The 15,618-nt window shown below is 57.0% G+C and carries 17 protein-coding genes and 1 tRNA gene; 6 read left to right on the top strand and 12 right to left on the bottom strand.

The features are described from left to right. Positions 1 to 22: 22 nt before the first annotated feature. Together PFY00_RS11340 and PFY00_RS11335 are read left to right on the top strand one after the other, a co-directional pair. Positions 23 to 517 carry a DUF2306 domain-containing protein gene (locus PFY00_RS11340; RefSeq protein ID WP_271432663.1) on the top strand — a complete coding sequence of 165 codons (495 nt, stop codon included), beginning with the start codon at positions 23 to 25 and terminating at the stop codon, positions 515 to 517. 68 nt (positions 518 to 585) lie between these two features. Next, positions 586 to 672 (top strand) — tRNA-Leu (locus PFY00_RS11335). A 161-nt stretch (positions 673 to 833) separates the two neighbouring features. On the opposite strand, the gene PFY00_RS11330 is transcribed toward PFY00_RS11335, so the two are convergent. Genes PFY00_RS11330 through PFY00_RS11315 form a run of 4 tightly spaced genes read right to left on the bottom strand, consistent with a single transcriptional unit; the run spans position 834 to position 5,449 of the window. Continuing rightward, complete coding sequence (locus tag PFY00_RS11330; protein WP_271432662.1) at positions 834 to 2,360, bottom strand: sulfatase-like hydrolase/transferase; 1,527 nt, start codon at positions 2,358 to 2,360, stop codon at positions 834 to 836. Continuing rightward, positions 2,357 to 3,931 carry a tripartite tricarboxylate transporter permease gene (locus PFY00_RS11325; RefSeq protein WP_271432661.1) on the bottom strand — a complete coding sequence of 525 codons (1,575 nt, stop codon included), beginning with the start codon at positions 3,929 to 3,931 and terminating at the stop codon, positions 2,357 to 2,359. Before PFY00_RS11325 ends, PFY00_RS11330 begins: the two co-directional genes overlap by 4 nt. Then, positions 3,931 to 4,470: a hypothetical protein gene (locus tag PFY00_RS11320; RefSeq protein WP_271432660.1), complete on the bottom strand. Its 540-nt coding sequence runs from the start codon at positions 4,468 to 4,470 to the stop codon at positions 3,931 to 3,933. The genes PFY00_RS11325 and PFY00_RS11320 overlap by 1 nt, the downstream gene beginning before the upstream one ends. A gap of 28 nt (positions 4,471 to 4,498) precedes the next feature. Continuing rightward, positions 4,499 to 5,449: a tripartite tricarboxylate transporter substrate-binding protein gene (locus tag PFY00_RS11315; RefSeq protein WP_271432659.1), complete on the bottom strand. Its 951-nt coding sequence runs from the start codon at positions 5,447 to 5,449 to the stop codon at positions 4,499 to 4,501. 81 nt (positions 5,450 to 5,530) lie between these two features. Here PFY00_RS11315 and PFY00_RS11310 point away from each other — a divergent pair, with 81 nt between their 5' ends. The 3 genes from PFY00_RS11310 to PFY00_RS11300 are packed head-to-tail and all read left to right on the top strand — an operon-like array spanning position 5,531 to position 8,267. Then, positions 5,531 to 5,995, top strand: coding sequence for a MarR family winged helix-turn-helix transcriptional regulator (locus PFY00_RS11310; protein ID WP_271432658.1), 465 nt, complete (start codon positions 5,531 to 5,533; stop codon positions 5,993 to 5,995). Between the two features lie 8 nt (positions 5,996 to 6,003). Further along, positions 6,004 to 7,422, top strand: a complete 1,419-nt coding sequence (locus tag PFY00_RS11305; RefSeq protein WP_271432657.1) for a sulfatase-like hydrolase/transferase — start codon at positions 6,004 to 6,006, stop codon at positions 7,420 to 7,422. Continuing rightward, on the top strand, positions 7,419 to 8,267 hold the full coding sequence (locus tag PFY00_RS11300) for an MBL fold metallo-hydrolase (RefSeq protein ID WP_271432656.1): 849 nt from the start codon (positions 7,419 to 7,421) through the stop codon (positions 8,265 to 8,267). Before PFY00_RS11305 ends, PFY00_RS11300 begins: the two co-directional genes overlap by 4 nt. Before the next feature lie 149 nt (positions 8,268 to 8,416). On the opposite strand, the gene PFY00_RS11295 is transcribed toward PFY00_RS11300, so the two are convergent. Next, positions 8,417 to 9,055: a Crp/Fnr family transcriptional regulator gene (locus PFY00_RS11295; RefSeq protein ID WP_271432655.1), complete on the bottom strand. Its 639-nt coding sequence runs from the start codon at positions 9,053 to 9,055 to the stop codon at positions 8,417 to 8,419. A 15-nt stretch (positions 9,056 to 9,070) separates the two neighbouring features. On the opposite strand from PFY00_RS11295, the gene PFY00_RS11290 reads away from it, so the two are divergent. Further along, positions 9,071 to 9,616: a hypothetical protein gene (locus PFY00_RS11290; RefSeq protein ID WP_271432654.1), complete on the top strand. Its 546-nt coding sequence runs from the start codon at positions 9,071 to 9,073 to the stop codon at positions 9,614 to 9,616. Between the two features lie 83 nt (positions 9,617 to 9,699). Here the strand turns inward: PFY00_RS11290 and PFY00_RS11285 are convergent, their stop codons facing one another. Genes PFY00_RS11285 through PFY00_RS11255 form a run of 7 tightly spaced genes read right to left on the bottom strand, consistent with a single transcriptional unit; the run spans position 9,700 to position 15,603 of the window. Continuing rightward, on the bottom strand, positions 9,700 to 10,572 hold the full coding sequence (locus PFY00_RS11285) for a dioxygenase family protein (RefSeq protein WP_271432653.1): 873 nt from the start codon (positions 10,570 to 10,572) through the stop codon (positions 9,700 to 9,702). A gap of 10 nt (positions 10,573 to 10,582) precedes the next feature. After that, entirely contained in the window at positions 10,583 to 11,887 is a 1,305-nt protein-coding gene (locus PFY00_RS11280) for a TRAP transporter large permease (protein ID WP_271432652.1), read from the bottom strand. Beyond that, positions 11,884 to 12,435 carry a TRAP transporter small permease subunit gene (locus PFY00_RS11275; RefSeq protein ID WP_271432651.1) on the bottom strand — a complete coding sequence of 184 codons (552 nt, stop codon included), beginning with the start codon at positions 12,433 to 12,435 and terminating at the stop codon, positions 11,884 to 11,886. The genes PFY00_RS11280 and PFY00_RS11275 overlap by 4 nt, the downstream gene beginning before the upstream one ends. A gap of 33 nt (positions 12,436 to 12,468) precedes the next feature. Beyond that, positions 12,469 to 13,542 (bottom strand): C4-dicarboxylate TRAP transporter substrate-binding protein, encoded by a 1,074-nt coding sequence (locus PFY00_RS11270; RefSeq protein WP_271432650.1) that lies wholly within the window; start codon positions 13,540 to 13,542, stop codon positions 12,469 to 12,471. A 43-nt stretch (positions 13,543 to 13,585) separates the two neighbouring features. Next, on the bottom strand, positions 13,586 to 14,044 hold the full coding sequence (locus PFY00_RS11265; RefSeq protein ID WP_271432649.1) for an OsmC family protein: 459 nt from the start codon (positions 14,042 to 14,044) through the stop codon (positions 13,586 to 13,588). 12 nt (positions 14,045 to 14,056) lie between these two features. Beyond that, on the bottom strand, positions 14,057 to 14,722 hold the full coding sequence (locus PFY00_RS11260; protein ID WP_271432648.1) for a malonic semialdehyde reductase: 666 nt from the start codon (positions 14,720 to 14,722) through the stop codon (positions 14,057 to 14,059). Then, positions 14,719 to 15,603: a fumarylacetoacetate hydrolase family protein gene (locus PFY00_RS11255; protein ID WP_271432647.1), complete on the bottom strand. Its 885-nt coding sequence runs from the start codon at positions 15,601 to 15,603 to the stop codon at positions 14,719 to 14,721. The genes PFY00_RS11260 and PFY00_RS11255 overlap by 4 nt, the downstream gene beginning before the upstream one ends. Positions 15,604 to 15,618 lie beyond the last annotated feature (15 nt).

Here is a 15,618-nt window from a genome sequence, read left to right as displayed (position 1 = left end):
TGAATACCCAAGGAGTTTTACGATGACACTAGAGCCATACATGAGCACGAACCTAATCACCCAGATCCACATCGTCACCGCGACGATTGCTGTAGTGATCGGGCCCTTTGCTCTGTTCCGCCGTCGCAGGGATCGCCTGCACAAGATGTCCGGCTACGTATGGGTGATCGCCATGGCGACGGCTGCGCTGAGCTCTTTCGGGATCACCAGTTTTGGTGTTGTCGGTCCATTCAGCCCCATCCATCTGCTGGCAATCCTGGCGCTTTGGTCCTTGTGGGTTGCAATGCGCGCTGTGTTCGCGGGAAAGATCAAGACCCACGAAGAAGCAATGAAGTCGCTGTATTGGAACGGCTTGCTGGTGGCCGGGGCCTTTCAATTCCTGCCCGGTCGCAGCACCAACCGTGTCTTCTTTGGAGATCAGCAGGAACACGGCTATATCGTGTTGGCCTTGGTGCTTGCGGCGATCGTTGGTCGGGTGATCCGCCGGCGCATGACGATTGCCGCAGTGTCTGCGTAAGAGGCGTATTTTTCGCTTGAGCCTGTCGCAGGGTTGGTCTAATCCCCCGCTACCAAGTCATTGGCAGTGCGGTCGTGGCGGAATTGGTAGACGCGCAGCGTTGAGGTCGCTGTGGGGTAACTCCCGTGGAGGTTCGAGTCCTCTCGACCGCACCAACTTTCCAGAGCGTTTCAGTTTGACGTGGTCGAATGGCCGCTTCGCAGATGAAACATCTGCGCGCGTTGTACGGCTTCAGATGTTTTGCTTGAAATGCGGCCGACCAAAAACAGAAACAACGGCAAGCATGACGCATAGGGCGCAGGTCGCGGTCGTAGTGCTAAGCCATTCCCACCTGAGTTCGGATAGGGCCGGCGTCATCGGGCCGGCTCTCGATGTATCCGATCAGCCTGGCCCGCAAATCAGCATGCTCGGGGTCATCGAACAGATTGACGGTTTCGTCCGGATCAGCAGCCATATCGTAGAGCTCGCCCGCGCCGGATTGCAGGTCAATCGTGAGCTTATGGGTCTTGGTTCGCACCGTCCGCAGGCTCAGCCCGACACCCGTACGTGTTGGCATAAGTTCCCATTCGTTCAAGGCAAAGTCACGCACAGCCGTTTCGGTTTCGATAAGGGGCCGAAGTGATGCGCCATGTTGCGTTTGCAGCGCCGTCGCTTCTCCGTAGTCAAAAAAGGTTGCTCCAAGGTCGAGCGTGGACACCGGTTCGTCCACTTTCTTGCCTTTGGGGATTCCGGGCCCGCGCATGATCATCGGAACACGTAGCAAACCATCATAGTGCATGGGGCCTTTCAGGATCAGACCGTGGTCACCGAGCCAGTCGCCATGGTCCGAGATGTAGATGACGATGGTGTTTTCGGCCAGACCGGCTTCTTCCAGCGCGATCAGGATACGCCCTACGTTGTGATCGATGAGCGCGATCTGTCCGTAGGTGTTCGCGATAATCTCGCGCAACTGTTCATCGGATTGTTCGCTGATCCGGCTATAGGCTTTCCTGATTTCCGCGCCCTTCTTGTCGCCCGTTGGCTCGGCCGTGAGAACCTGTTCATGCCACCAAGGGCGGCCTTTGAAGGTCCGCGTACGGTTTTTTGGCAGGTCTATATCTGCCGGGTCATGCAGACGTGACCAAGGCTCGGGCGCATCGAACGGATGGTGTGGATCCGGGAAACTGACCCAAGTGCAAAACGGGTCTTCACTGCGCCCATGTTTGAGCCATTCGATCGTTCGATCCGCTGTCCACGTCGAATTGTGCCATGCGACAGGCAGCTTTGAATGCCATGTCTGCGCGGCCTCTTTGGTTTCGCCCGCGTTCTGACGGTAAAGCGCGTTCTTCTCGTCGCCACGCCCATCTGCATAGAACCAACGTTCGTAGTGCTGACCATGCGGTGGTTTTTCCGGCAGGAACCAATTGTGCCCGACCAGCATCATTTCGACATGGTTGAATCCCATATAGGGGCCGAACCAGGTGTCGGGGTAGTTGGCGGAAGACTTCAGGCATTCGGGCGTGCCGGTCGCTTCAAACGTGTGGTAGGTTGAAAAATGTGCCTTGCCGAAGAACGCGGTTTCATAGCCTGCTGTAGCCATGGACCCTGCAAAGCCTTTCTCGCCAACCGCTGGGTCAAGGTCGATCCCGTTGTCATGCACCCCATGGGTTCGGCAAAGCTGCCCGGTTAGAATTGATGCGCGGGCGGGCTGGCATACGACCGTTGGCGTGATGCAATTGGAAAAATGCGTCCCATCGGCGGCCAGTTGATCCAGATGCGGCGTCTTGATCTTGCGCCCTTCAAACCCGAAACAATCGGCACGGTGTTGGTCTCCCGAGATCAGCAGAATATTCGGTCGCGTCATGAAACTGGCTTTCTGAGGTTGAAGGCAACGACACCAATCGCGAGGGCCATGAAGACAAATGCGATCGGGCTGTTGAATAGGAAAAACGGATCGGCCCCGGTGGCTGCGAAGGCTTGACGTGCGGTGGCTTCGAGGTTGCCGCCAAGGATAAAGGCGATCACGAAGGGCAGGGGCGACATGCGGATACGCCGCATGACGTAGCCCAAAAAGCCAAAGAACAGCGTGATCCAGACGGCGACCATCGAGGTCTCTTGCACATAAATCGCGGTGAGCGTCAGCAACAGGACGATGGGCAGCAGCCGTGCTTTGGGAATTCGTGTCATCACGCCGACCCAGCGCATGAAGATGCCGCCGATGGTCCAGTTCAGACCATTGGCGATGAACATCGTCGTGAAGATACCGAAGGCCATGACCATTTCGGGATTAAGCGCACCTTCATTGATCCCCCCGCCTAACTGAAAGACCGACGGGCCGGGATTGAACCCGCCGATGGAGTCCATGGCAAGGATCAGGAACACCGCCGCAGCGTTTCCGGGAATGCCCAGCGACAGCACCGGGATCAGGTTGGCGCCTGAAACCGAGCTGTTGGCCGCCTCTGTCGCCGCAATCCCTTCGGGTGCGCCCTCTCCGAACGCAGGGGAGTTGGCATCGGGCCGATTGGCATGGCGACGTTTGGCTGAGGTGTACCCCAACGTGGCCGCAAGAGTGGACCCGACACCCGGCAAAGCACCGATGCATGTCCCGATGATGGCAGAGCGTCCAATGGTGGGAATAAGCCTGCGCAGGTCTTTTGACTTGGCTCCGCCTTGTACATTGGTCTGTTCGGGCGGCTTGGCCTGCGCTTCGCCCCGATAGATGTCTTCGAGCGCTTTGAAGACTTCGCCGAGGATCAATACTCCAAGGATTGCGGCGGCGATGGGAATACCTTCGGCGAGCGCGGGTTGGTTCAGCGTCAGGCGCGGGTAGAAATCCTCTCCGGTTGCGATCATTGCAGCCAGCAGGCCAAGGCCCATGGAGATGATGCCCTTGCCAACAGAGTTGCCGATAACCGATGCGATGAAGGCCAGTGACAGGATCAGCAGCGCCGTCTTTTCGGGCAGGTCGAGATAGCGTTCTACAAGGATGGCAAGAAAGGGCGCGCAAACGACGAGCACGATGTCCGAAAAGGTATCCCCAGAGGCGGATGAGAAATGCGCGATGCGCAAGGCACGCCGTGCCTCGCCCTTTTGGGCCATCGGATATCCGTCAAGCGTGGTCATAAAGGCGTCTGGTGTGCCGGGCGTATTGAACAGGATCGCAGGAACCGCGCCGCCGATCGTAGCTCCTTTCATGATCCCAATCAGAAAGCCCAGAACCGGTAGCAACGCATCGGCGGAATATCCGAAGATCGAAATCAGGATCGGAAGTGAAATCGCCATCGCCATCGGCCCGGCAAGACCGGGCGTGGCACCAACGGTTATGCCAAGCAGAAAGCCGAGAAGAACCATCAGCAGAACGATCGGTATGCCCAGAACGGGATCCGACTGAAGTACGGCCAGGAAACCTGCGACGACGTGATCCCAGACACCCATCACAGGTCTCCGTTGGGCGGAAGGATCAGGTCTTCAAACGGCAGATCATAAAGAAGCGCGATTGCGAGGGCCGCAACGAAACCGATGACAAAGTCTCGTGGTGCGAGACGCCGGGATGCCAATCCCGTCAGTCCCCCAATCATCACCGTACCGCCAATGAGAAACCCGATATAGTTCCAAGGCGGCGTTGCGCGAAGAGGGCGGTAGCCTGTTTCGGTAAAGCTCGCCGCGATCGGGCCAGCGTACCGCATCAGAAGCAATGAGACCGCAAAAAGGGCGAAAAGGCCAAGCATCCAGTAAAGGTTTGTCTTTGTCAGCGCCTTGCCTTCGCTTGGCCGCATCATGACGAGCACGGCCCCGATGGCGATCACCGCCGCAGCGACGGTCGGTCCAAGCGCATCGCCAATGATGAACTTGCGCCGCACCTTTTCAACAAGACCTGTGCCCGTGTCCAAAGGCACCCAGACAAAGATGAGCACGGCGGCAAAAGTCAAAAAGAAAAAGGCCAGCCAAAATTCCGCAGAAGCTCTGGGTTTCATTGGCTGACCTCGTTCGGGTTGCTCGGATTTATTGCGCGGCTTCCATCAGCGCGCCGGCGGATTTGAAGTCAGCTGCCATCAGAGCATCGAGTTCTTCACCCTGAATGTTGACGGCGCCACCAAACGCCTTTCCGATCATGCCCGCAGCCTTGCCGGAGTTTGTTGCTTCGACAATTGCGGCCGTAATCGCTTCGCGAGCAGCCGGGTCCATGCCTCCGGGTGCGACGAACACAAAGTAGCCGTCCGCATTGAATTCAACACCGAGATCAGAAAACTTGGGCGCGTCGGGCGTTTGCACGAGCGGCGCGGACAATGCCGACGCGAGGTTCACCAGGTCGCCGGAAGCGACGCCCTTACGCTGGATGCCAGCCATGAAGCCGAGGTCCATGTCACCTGCCTGTACGCCGTCCATCACGGCGCGACCGCCGCGAACCTGAACAATGTTGAACTCGACGTCATGCGCTTCGCCAAGCAAGAAAGCCAGATCTGAAAGTTTTGGCGACATTGTTCCAAACCGCAGGTCACCGTCTTTTGCCGCGGCGATCATGTCTTCGAAAGAGGTCCAGCCTTTGTCGGCCTTGGCCACGACACCCATCTGGAAGCCGGCGGTTGTCGTCAACCCGGTGAAACCGTCTGGTGCAATGCCCGATCCCTTGGCAGCCGCTGCGTTATAGCCAAGCGACTCGGTCACAACCAGGGCGATGGCTGAGCCATCAGCTGGCATGTCTTTCAACGCAACCAACGCGTTCACGCCGCCCTTGCCTGTGATCTGCTCGGGGATGATTTCCCAACCTGTGGCCGTTTGAATGTCATCAGCGATCAAGCGTGCCTGTGTGTCGGCACCGCCGCCTGCTGCAAAGGCGATGATCATCTTGATCGGGCCGTCAGGTTTCCACCCATGGCCATCTGCCAAGGTTGACGTTGCCGCAACGACCGACAGTGCAGACGCAGCTGCAATCCTTTTCAGGAAATTCTTCACGATAACTCCTCCCAAGTTCGTTGGCAGGTAGGAATCCATAATTTAGTTGACCTGTCAAATTGTTTTTGCAAACCTATATGTATGAACAAAAAATCACGACCAAGTTTCAGATCTCCGGCCTCATTCGTGACGTTTCGGCTGGCCAAGCTACAAGCCAGCCTGAATGCTCAGGCAACGGGATTACTCAAAGCCAAGGCCGGAATTTCGCTGGTAGAATGGCGTCTGATACAGACGCTGCGAATGCAGGAAACTGCGTCGATGACTGAGCTTGCTGGCCTCGTCCAAATGGACAAGGGACAGTTTAGCCGTAAGATAAAGGCGATGGTTGAAAAGGGCCTTTTGCGAACAGCAACGGACAAGAAGGACCAACGGGTTCAGCACTTGAAACTGACCGCAGCGGCGGAACAGTTGAGCGAAAACATGATGCCCACGATGGAAACCCGGCAAGATCTGCTTTTGGCGGAAATATCAGAAGCGGACCTCGCCACGTTCTACAGCGTCGTGGACAAGCTCGAGAAAGCCTCGAAGGTGAGAGATATCCCATGACATCAAACATGCTTGTTATTATGTCGGACGAGCATCAGGCCCGGGCGATGGGCTGCGCCGGGCATCCATTTGTGCAAACGCCAAACCTAGATGCACTTGCTGCCCGCGGCACACGGTTTACCAACGCCTACACACCCAGCCCCATTTGCGTGCCTGCGCGAGCGAGTTTCGCCACGGGGCTGTATCCGCACCAAACGCGGCTATGGGACAATGCAATGCCCTATACCGGCGCGATCCGCGGGTGGGGCCATGCACTGCAGGACAAAGGCGTGCCGGTCGAAAGCATCGGCAAGCTGCACTACCGCGCCGAGGAGGACCCCGCAGGCTTTGACGTCGAACATATCCCGATGATGGTGGCCGGCGGTGTGGGCATGGTCTGGGCTAGCATTCGCAAGGAAGACGAACGCATTCATGGCCCCAAGCGGATGCTGGGCGATTACATCGGTCCCGGTACAAGCAAGTACACCGAGTATGACGCGTCAGTGGTTGAGCGCACAAAGCAATGGATCGCTGAGCGTGCCGCGGATGATCAGCCTTGGTGCCTCTACGTGGGGCTGGTCGCGCCGCACTTCCCGCTTGTTGTCCCGCAGGAGTTTTACGATCTCTATCCGAATGACATCCTGCCAGCGGTCAAGCTTCATCCCGACGAAGGACATCCACGTCACCCATGGGTCGAAAAGCAAAACGCTTTCATGGACAGCGAAGGCCTGTTCAAAGACTCGGACGAACGTCTGGCCGCGATGCGGTCCTACTTTGGGCTTTGCACATGGCTCGACTTTAACGTTGGGCAGATACTCGAAGCGTTGGGCGACGCAGGTCTCACGGATAAGACAACGGTCGTCTACACATCGGACCATGGTGACAACGTTGGTGCGCGCGGACTTTGGGGCAAATCGAACATGTATGAGGAAAGCGCTGCGATCCCGATGATCATGGCTGGGCCCGAGGTTCCGGTGGGCCCCTGTGATACGCCGGTAAGCCTGCTCGATCTCTCGGTTACGATCGCCGCCCATTTTGGGGCCGAGATTGACGCAGCAGAGGGGGCAGTAGGCCTCGAGAAAATCGCCACAACGCCAACAGACGCCAATCGCGTCGTCTTCTCGGAATACCACGCAGCAGGCGCGGTTTCCGGCGCGTTCATGCTGCGCCAAGGGCGCTGGAAGCTTATTCATTACGTCGGCTTCCCAGATGAGCTTTTTGACCTCGAGAATGACCCGGAAGAGCTGTTTAACCGTGCGTCAGACCCCGCTTGTGCGGATATCTTGAGAGGCCTTCATGCAGAACTCCGTGCAATATGTGATCCAACAGAGACGGATGCATTGGCCTTCAAGGATCAAGCGGATTTGATTGCGGGGTATGGTGGACGCGATGCCGCCCTGAGCCTCGGCGCTCCGGGGGCAACACCGCCCCCAGAGGCCGTCACATGAAACTGACCATTCTCGGATCTGGATCGCCCGAAGCCTACCTGCGTCGGGCGTCGAGTGGGTACCTGCTCGAAGTCGGGCAGGACCGCATCCTGTTCGATTGCGGTGGGGGCGTTTTCGACAATTTGCTTCGATCCGGTCGGCTGCCTTCTGACATCACCCATATCGTCTTTTCCCATCTCCATTCTGATCACATGATGGACTACGCCCGTCTTGTTCACGCAGCCTGGGACGAGGGTGGGGCGCCCATAAAGGTGTTTGGGCCGCAGCCGATTGCAGCTGTCACCGAGGCATACTTTGGACCGACCGGCGTTCTGTCTCACGACCTTCGCGCCCGCACCGAACTGCCGCAAAGCCAAGAGGTCTGGGTCGCGCGCGGTGGTACCTTGCCGCGTCCATGGCCCGCTCCAATCGTGACGGAAATTTCCGCCGGAGACACAATAGAAGGCGATGGCTGGCGCATTCAATCCTGCGCTGCGCCACACGCACAACCGTTGCTCGAATGCTTGGCATTCTCACTGATCGATGCTGAAAAGAAGTTTGTCTATTCGGGTGACGCAGGACTCTGCCCAGCCGTCGAAGCACTGGCCAAAGATGCGGACTGCCTTTTGCATTGGTGCTACCGTCTTGATGGTGAAAAAGCCTCTGCAAAAATGATGGCTCTGACGCCAACACCTTCGGAAATCGGCGCGATGGCACGGCGGGTTGGTGTGGGCCGATTGATGCTGACGCACTTCCGGAAACACATGGATGCTCCAGAGTCCTCAGCCGCGGCTGAACGGGCTGCCTCAACAGCCTTCGGGCAGCCTGTCGCCATCGCCGAGGATCTCCAAGAGATCGATATTTAGCGGATCGCAAGGGAACAACGGGTGGACCTACTGGAAGGGCTTGCCTTGTCGATGCGAGGCACGCCCGACCAAATGGCGCTGCAGTTGATCAAATGTCCGCTCTGAGTCCACAGTGTCGAATGCAACGAACCGCGATTAGCTGCTTATTGTCAGTGTTTTACGCCTCCGCGTAAGCGGCTCATTGTGACAGGTGTGATCCCCAGAAAGGACGCAATCAATGTATGGACAAAGATGTCTTCATAGCCCGGGAATGCTTGGCGAAACCAAGTGAGCCGCTCCGCCCCTTTAAGAGCCGCAAGGCACCACTCTCTGTCTACTTTCCGGCTTAGCGCGTCCCGCAGAACTCCATTGGCCCAATTTCGAACGGGTTCAGATGAAATCATCCAGTTTGAAAGCAGATCACTGTCGATCCTGTTAAGCAGGGCATCGGTCGTTGCCACAATGGATACGAGCGACATACCGTTGCGCGTTCGAGCAATATTTGGCGTGACAACGCAGGGGCCCACATAGAACCCGACGCAAACTTCTTTGCCGTCTTGGTCGCAGATACTGCTTACTAGGCACCCTTCCAAAAGAACAAATTCATTTGTTTCGGGTTGTTCTTGCCGTGCAAGGTGCGCGCCCCTGTTCAAGCGCTCTTGTTTCCATTCAGACGCAAAATCGCCCGCGCCAACCAAATCTGACAGGTCAGGTGATTGCATCAGGAATGTTCGTAAATCCATTTTGGCGTGCCTTATCAAATGATAATGCGGGTGGCTTCCATTGAGCGCATGTGTGGCACAGTTCAAGGAGATTACAAAATAATGAATAGAATTGAGTCAAAGAAGATCGGCATGATTGCGGTTGGTGCCGGGCTCATCGGTGCATCAATCTATGCGTTGATGATAAATGTCACCCTTGCCCATATCGAAGCGGTCTCAGGGCATGTACCCTTCGACATGCGTCCCTTCGGCTACGGCCCCACACAGGCAGCGACACTTCTAGAAGCGCTGGGCGTGGACGGGCGCGCGTATTATCTCAGTCACCAACTCGCTTTGGATTTACTCTATCCAGCCATGCTCACTTTGACATTGATCGCCACGATCTGCTGGTTTGGGCAACTCACGCCAAATAGAAGAACCATCCGCTTTGGCATTGCCCTTGCGATCGGGAGTGCTCTTTTTGATTATGTCGAAAACCTTGGCATCGCGACGATGATTTGGAACTGGCCAGAGGTTTCCGTTCCGCTGGTTTATGCCACCAGCACAGCGACAATTCTTAAATCCACGCTAACAACTTTAGCCGTGCTGCTAACGCTTCTGGTGGGGTTCAACTGGGCACGTTTTTCTAACGTGGAGTCTCGTGCGTAGGCGGGCAACGGCGGCTTCTGAATGATTTAGATGCTGCGGTATGTATGATTGGCCGCTTCGCCAATGCCGACCCGCTGTTTTGGCTACTTCGTGTCCTTTGACAGAGTGATGTCGAAAGTGACGTGAAGAAAGGGCTCTGTGACTTTCCCGGAGATCGCAAGCCCTTCAGGGAATGCGCTGGCCGGTCGTTCGTCGTAATGCATAACAAGATCCGAGCGCACGCCAAAAACGGTGTCTTCATCGAGGTAGGGATCGTCATCGGGGAAGATCTCGGTCACGAGCGGGCGGTAGCCGGGGGCGGTCACGATATAGTGCAGATGCGAGGGCCGCCACGGGTGCCGCCCGCAGGCGCGCAGGATATCTCCGACCGGGCCATCCGAGGGCACAGTGTATTCTACTGGTTTAACGGTTGTGAAAGCGTAGCGCCCGTCGTCGCCCACGGTCATCAACCCGTGAAAAGAATATGTGTCCTGTTCTTCGTCCTGGCTTGCATAGAGACCGTTTGGCGCGGTTTGCCAGATATCCAGTTCCGCGCCCGCGATAGGATTGCCTTCGGTGTCACGAATGGTGCCCTCAGCAAGCAGTACCGGACCACCGTAGTGCCGTTTCATATCGCCGCCATAGGCGAGGGGCGGTGCCCCCGAGACATGGAACGGGCCCAGTACCGAAGAACTGGTCGAAGCCGGTTCAGAATGGATCATGTCAATCAGTGACGACAGCCCAAGAACGTCCGATGCGAGGACAAATTCATGACGGTCCTCGGATTCAACAGCGGCGCAGCCCTCTAGAAAGGCGATGCCCCGGCGCCATTCTTCGTGTGTCAGTCGGGTTTCGCGGGCAAAGTCGTGCAGGTGTTTCACCAGCGACCCCATGATCTCGCGCAACCTCGGATCAGTGTCTTCCGCGAGATAGCCCATGAAGACCTCTGTGATGTTTTCGGCGGTCACGTTGCGCATGAGCGATCTCCTAGATGAGGGCGAGGCTGAGAATTGGGAATTCGATCAGGATGAACAGAACGATCAGCATCACACAGGCAAAGGGCAATGCCCCAAGGAACACATCCTTGAGCGAAATCCGATCGTCATCGATGGTCGACTTGATGACGAAACACGATATTCCGAGTGGCGGGGTCAGAAGGCCAATCTCGGCACCGACAACGGTGATGATGCCGAACCAAATCAGAGACATATCCATCGCTTCTGCCAATGGCAGGAACAGCGGAACCACGATCAGAATGATGGATGCCGTGTCCAGAAGCGTTCCCAGAAAGAGCATCAGCAGCACATAGAGCAACATGATACCCCAGAACGATGCTTGGCTGCCGACGAGCAGGTCTTCCAGTTGATTGGGCAGGCCCGCAAGGCCGAGCATTCGAGAATAGATCGATGCCGCAGTGATCAGGAAAAGGATCGCCGCAGTGATGTGTCCGGTCTCAAGCAGGGCGTCCCAGAATGCCCGCGGTGTCATAGACTTGCGGACAATCGCGATGATCAGCGCCACGAGAGCGCCTGCGGCCCCAGCCTCCACGGCGGTCAGCCATCCGGTGTATATGCCGCCCAGAACGATCGTGATGATCGAAACCGTCGGCAAGGTTTTGGAAGCAACCTCGCGGCTCGACATCCGTTCGCTGTCGTCAACCACGCGCCCGCCAACGAAGGCAGGTGTGAAGCGTCCCATGAACCAGATCGCAATGACATAGGCAAAGGCCAGAAGGATGCCCGGTATGACACCGGCAAGGAACATGTCGCCAACAGATTGCTCGGCCACGAAGGAATAGATGATCAGCATTGCAGACGGCGGAATGATCATCCCCAGAACCGACGATCCCGCCACCACGCCCACGGCAAAGCGAGGGTTGTATTCTTGTGCGATCATCTGGGGCACGGAGACTTTGGTAAAGACCGAGGCTGACGCGATGGACGATCCGGTCACGGCTGCAAAGACTGCATTTGCCCCAACGGTGCCCATGCCGATCCCGCCTTTGACACGGCGAAAGCGCATGGTCATGACTTCGTAAATGTCTCGGCCCAAGCCGGCTTTGGAGACGATCAATCCCATAAAGGTAAAGAGCGGTATGGTGGCGAATGTATATTCCATCGCGCTGTCGCCAACGGCGACCTTCAAAAGGTTCAGCGCAAGGGTAAAGTTGTCCCGCATGAGCCAGATCGAGACAAAGCTGACCATGCCCAGTGCGATGGGGATATAGACCCCGGAATAAATCAGAAAGACGATGGCAACGACCGAGATCAGGCCAATTTCGATCGGTGTCATTGGTCTGCCTCGTCATGTTCGGGCGCGCGGATAAGGGCTGGCCGGTCCTGCGCTGTAATCACCTTGATCACGAAGATCAGGCAGGACAGGGCGGTTCCGAAGGTGATGACCATCTTCACGGGCCACCATGGCAGCGTAAACAGCCCCGGGACGCCAAAGTAATCCTGCGTTTCCCACATGTGCAGGAACTCTGGGAAGGTGATGTAGGCGATCAACCCCATGAAAATGGCCGAAAGGGCATTGATGATCCGGCGCAGGTTCGCGGTCAAAGAGGGACGGCGATTATAAAGCAGGTTCAGAAAACCGTCGGATCGGGTGAGGCGGTCAACCCGGACCACATCGGCCAATTGAAGAAAGACGATCAGCACGACCGAAAATTGCACCATTTCGTAGGTGCCGGGGATCGGCGAAGAGAACACGCCGCGCATCAGTACGTCTACATTCAGGATGACGACCAACGCCAACACAACAAGTGTGCCAAGGGCGTTGGCGGTCATGGCCATGAAGTTTACGACCCGAGACAGGCCAGCCACTGCAGTTTTCAGCATCTGTCAAACCTTTCCTGGGTCATCTTTGCCAAGTTACTCGGCGGACCAGTCGCGGATTGGCGTGAATCCGGCGGCTTCCAGTTTGTCGACATAGGCAGAGAGCATTTCGTCCCCGGCTTCGCCGCGCTCGTTCAGCGTTGTGGCAAGCTCTTTGGCGATGTTCGGCATCGCATTGGCCCATGCGGCGCGATCCTCATCCGACAGCTCGGCAATGGTCCCACCGCCTTCTACATATGCGGCACGAGACGCCTCGGCGCGGTCCATGGCAATCCCTGCGACGTGGTCACGGTAATCAATTGCGACGGCCTGCAAGACTTCCTTTACTTCATCGGGCAAAGTGGCCCAGTAGTCGGCATTCACGGTCACGGTCTTGGAGTTCACCGCACCAAGATCAGCGCGAAGCATGTAGGGGGCGACCTCGGCGATGTTGAATGTCTTGGCAGCTTCCGGCCAGAGCATCCCGCAATCGACCAGGCCGGTCTGGAGCATGTTGTAGAAATCAGTCAGACCACCACGGACGCCTGCGGCTCCGGGAATGCCTTCAAGATAACGAAGGTTCAGACCCGCGCCCGCGATCTTACGCCCCTCAAGGTCTTTGACCGATGCCACCGGATCGCTGCAGAACACCTGATAGGTGTCGAGCACAACGCCGGTGGCCAGATAGACCTGGTTCTGGGCTTTGAACTCGTTGTTCATCGACGGAAATTCCCGCGCGATTTCGTCGACGGCCTTGGCCACAGCGCGCGCGTCAGTTGCGATAAAGGGCGTCGAGCCCGAGAGACCCTGGCTGGGCAGTTTGGACGAATGGAAAATCGTCGTCACAATGCCGATATCGCCCAGTCCAAGTTGAATGCCTTCAAGAACGCCGCGCGGCTTTACAATGGAACCGCCGTAGTTTTCTTGCCAGTTCATTTCGTAGTTGCCGCTCTCGGCCAGTCGTTTGTCGACTTCTGGAATAAAGAAGTTCGTGAACTCCTTCACCCAAAGGGCGCGTGCCGGATATCCGTCGATCACGACCGCACTGACGGTTTCAGCCGCCATCACGGGTGCAGCAGTTGCCGCTGCAAGCGCGAAGCCACAAAGGTTCTTCTTGATCCAAGTTTTCATTTGGTCCTCCCATTGTCTGCGGCTCTCACAACCGCAATTTTGATCAGTTTGTTTTCACCCAGTCCACGACAAGATCTGTGCCGGCCTGGCTAAAGAGCTTGGCAATCGCGCAATACTTCGCCGTTTCCACACCAACTCTTGTCAGGTCTTCTTGTGTGGCTGGCGTGTGGCAATTCACGGTTAGGGTGATTTTCGGAAACGGCACGTCGATCTCTTCCTCCATGAGCACGCCGCGCCGGTCGAGCTTGCAATCCGCATCGATGGATACCTCGCCCAAATCGACTCCAAGGCGATGCGCGTTCTTGTGTCCGATCACGTTTGTGCAGGCGATAAGTGCGGCCAAAGCTGCTTCGGTCGGGGCAGGGCCAAGGTTGGTGCCTCCGCGTTCAACCGGCTCATCGATAACCACCTTCAAATCACGCACTGCCACTTCGGTGCGCGCGTGTGTGGGGCAGTCGGCTTTTGTGCGGTAGGTGACGATTGGTTTTATCTTGATGGCCATCTGTTGACCCTCCTACGCAAAGCTACAGACATCTTGGAATTCGAAGCGCGGCAGCTTTTGAAACAGCGCGCTTTCGTCGGCGTACCCAAGGTTGCAAAGGAAGTTTGAGCGCAGGCTGGTGCCCGCGAAAAACGTCGCATCCACAATCTGGTTCGAGAAACCCGACATGGCGCCGACATCGAGACCCAGTGCCCGCGCTGCGATCATGAAATACGCTCCTTGCAGCGTGCCGTTCCGAAAGGCGGTCTGCGCGATATGCTCAGCCTTGCCTTCGAAGAGGTGACGGCGGTCTTCATGCGGGAACAGGAACGGCAGGTTTTTCCAGAAATCGAGATCATGCGCGATGATCGCCGTGACAGGCGCCCCCATCATCTTGGGCTGGTTTGCCGGCTTGAGCGCCTGGGCGAGGCGTTCCTTGCCTTCCGCCGATTTGACGAAAACGATCCGGGCCGGGCAAGTATTCATGCTCGTTGCCCCGTTGATCATGATCTCGAAGATCTCATGCAGCAGGGCGTCGTCGACAGGTTTGTCAGTCCACGCGTAGTGCGAACGGGCTTTGCGTAGGATCAGGTCGATTTCACCCGCACCCAAACGCGCCACCCGCGCACGCAAATCCCGATGCTCTTGCTGAGCCTGCGCCCGAAGTTTTTCGAGCTCTGCGCCGGTCGGAGCGTTCATTCGGCAGCCACCTTCTTGCCGGGGTCTGTCTCATCAACGATGGGGCTGGCACAGATGCCGATACCTTCGATCTCGATCTCGACGGTTTCACCAGGACGCAGCCAGCGCGGGTTTGGCTTTTTGGCATGCCCGACGCCCGGAGGTGTCCCGGTGGCGATCAGATCGCCGGGTTCCAGCGTCGTATAGGCGGAAATCGTTGCGATGATCTGACGTACGTTCCAGATCATGTTGGCGGTGTTCGAGCTTTGCAGGATTTCGTCGCCGACGCGGCTTTCAATCTTGAGCCCTGAAGCGCCTTCGGGAAGTTCATCGGGGGTAAGCGTATAAGGCCCGACCGCGCCTGTGTTGTCGAAGTTTTTGCCGGGGGTCCACTGATGGGTCTTGCGCTGATATTCACGGACAGAGCCATCATTGAACACTGTGTAGCCAAAGACATGATCGAGGGCGTCGTCTTCGGAGATATGGCGACCTGCCTTACCGACAATCAGCATCAACTCGGCTTCATAGTCGAGCGTCTCAGACGCTGCAGGGCGGACCATGGGCGCACCCGCCGGCATCATGGAATTCCGGCCGCGCATGAAGAGCGCGGGATAGTCCGGAATATCGTATCCACCTTCCTTGATGTGCTCGACGTAGTTTAGCCCCATGCATATGATCACGCCGGGCGCCTTTACCGGCAGTGCAGGGGTGATCGAACTGACTGGAACGGATGGCGCATCGGACATCTGGCTTTTCAGCGATTCGACGAGTCCAGGGGTCTTGATCAAACCCATCAGATCCTCTCCGACCCGTTCGTCCAAAGCGGACAAATTCACGGCATTTCCATCATTTACGGAAAAAACCGCAGTCCCTGTCGACGTTTGCCCAACCAAGTACTTCATCGATTTTCTCCACCT

The sequence above is a fragment of the Thalassococcus lentus genome (genome assembly GCF_028023555.1).
Lineage (GTDB): Bacteria > Pseudomonadota > Alphaproteobacteria > Rhodobacterales > Rhodobacteraceae > Thalassococcus_A > Thalassococcus_A lentus.
This window is presented reverse-complemented; position numbering and strand designations above follow the sequence as displayed.

Bases quoted from the DNA above. Each gene is read 5' to 3' on its own strand.
- PFY00_RS11340 (WP_271432663.1), top strand. From the start codon at position 23: ATGACACTAGAGCCATACATGAGCACGAACCTAATCACCCAGATCCAC.
- PFY00_RS11330 (WP_271432662.1), bottom strand. From the start codon at position 2,360: ATGACGCGACCGAATATTCTGCTGATCTCGGGAGACCAACACCGTGCC.
- PFY00_RS11325 (WP_271432661.1), bottom strand. From the start codon at position 3,931: ATGGGTGTCTGGGATCACGTCGTCGCAGGTTTCCTGGCCGTACTTCAG.
- PFY00_RS11320 (WP_271432660.1), bottom strand. From the start codon at position 4,470: ATGAAACCCAGAGCTTCTGCGGAATTTTGGCTGGCCTTTTTCTTTTTG.
- PFY00_RS11310 (WP_271432658.1), top strand. From the start codon at position 5,531: ATGAACAAAAAATCACGACCAAGTTTCAGATCTCCGGCCTCATTCGTG.
- PFY00_RS11305 (WP_271432657.1), top strand. From the start codon at position 6,004: ATGCTTGTTATTATGTCGGACGAGCATCAGGCCCGGGCGATGGGCTGC.
- PFY00_RS11300 (WP_271432656.1), top strand. From the start codon at position 7,419: ATGAAACTGACCATTCTCGGATCTGGATCGCCCGAAGCCTACCTGCGT.
- PFY00_RS11290 (WP_271432654.1), top strand. From the start codon at position 9,071: ATGAATAGAATTGAGTCAAAGAAGATCGGCATGATTGCGGTTGGTGCC.
- PFY00_RS11285 (WP_271432653.1), bottom strand. From the start codon at position 10,572: ATGCGCAACGTGACCGCCGAAAACATCACAGAGGTCTTCATGGGCTAT.
- PFY00_RS11280 (WP_271432652.1), bottom strand. From the start codon at position 11,887: ATGACACCGATCGAAATTGGCCTGATCTCGGTCGTTGCCATCGTCTTT.
- PFY00_RS11275 (WP_271432651.1), bottom strand. From the start codon at position 12,435: ATGCTGAAAACTGCAGTGGCTGGCCTGTCTCGGGTCGTAAACTTCATG.
- PFY00_RS11270 (WP_271432650.1), bottom strand. From the start codon at position 13,542: ATGAAAACTTGGATCAAGAAGAACCTTTGTGGCTTCGCGCTTGCAGCG.
- PFY00_RS11265 (WP_271432649.1), bottom strand. From the start codon at position 14,044: ATGGCCATCAAGATAAAACCAATCGTCACCTACCGCACAAAAGCCGAC.
- PFY00_RS11260 (WP_271432648.1), bottom strand. From the start codon at position 14,722: ATGAACGCTCCGACCGGCGCAGAGCTCGAAAAACTTCGGGCGCAGGCT.
- PFY00_RS11255 (WP_271432647.1), bottom strand. From the start codon at position 15,603: ATGAAGTACTTGGTTGGGCAAACGTCGACAGGGACTGCGGTTTTTTCC.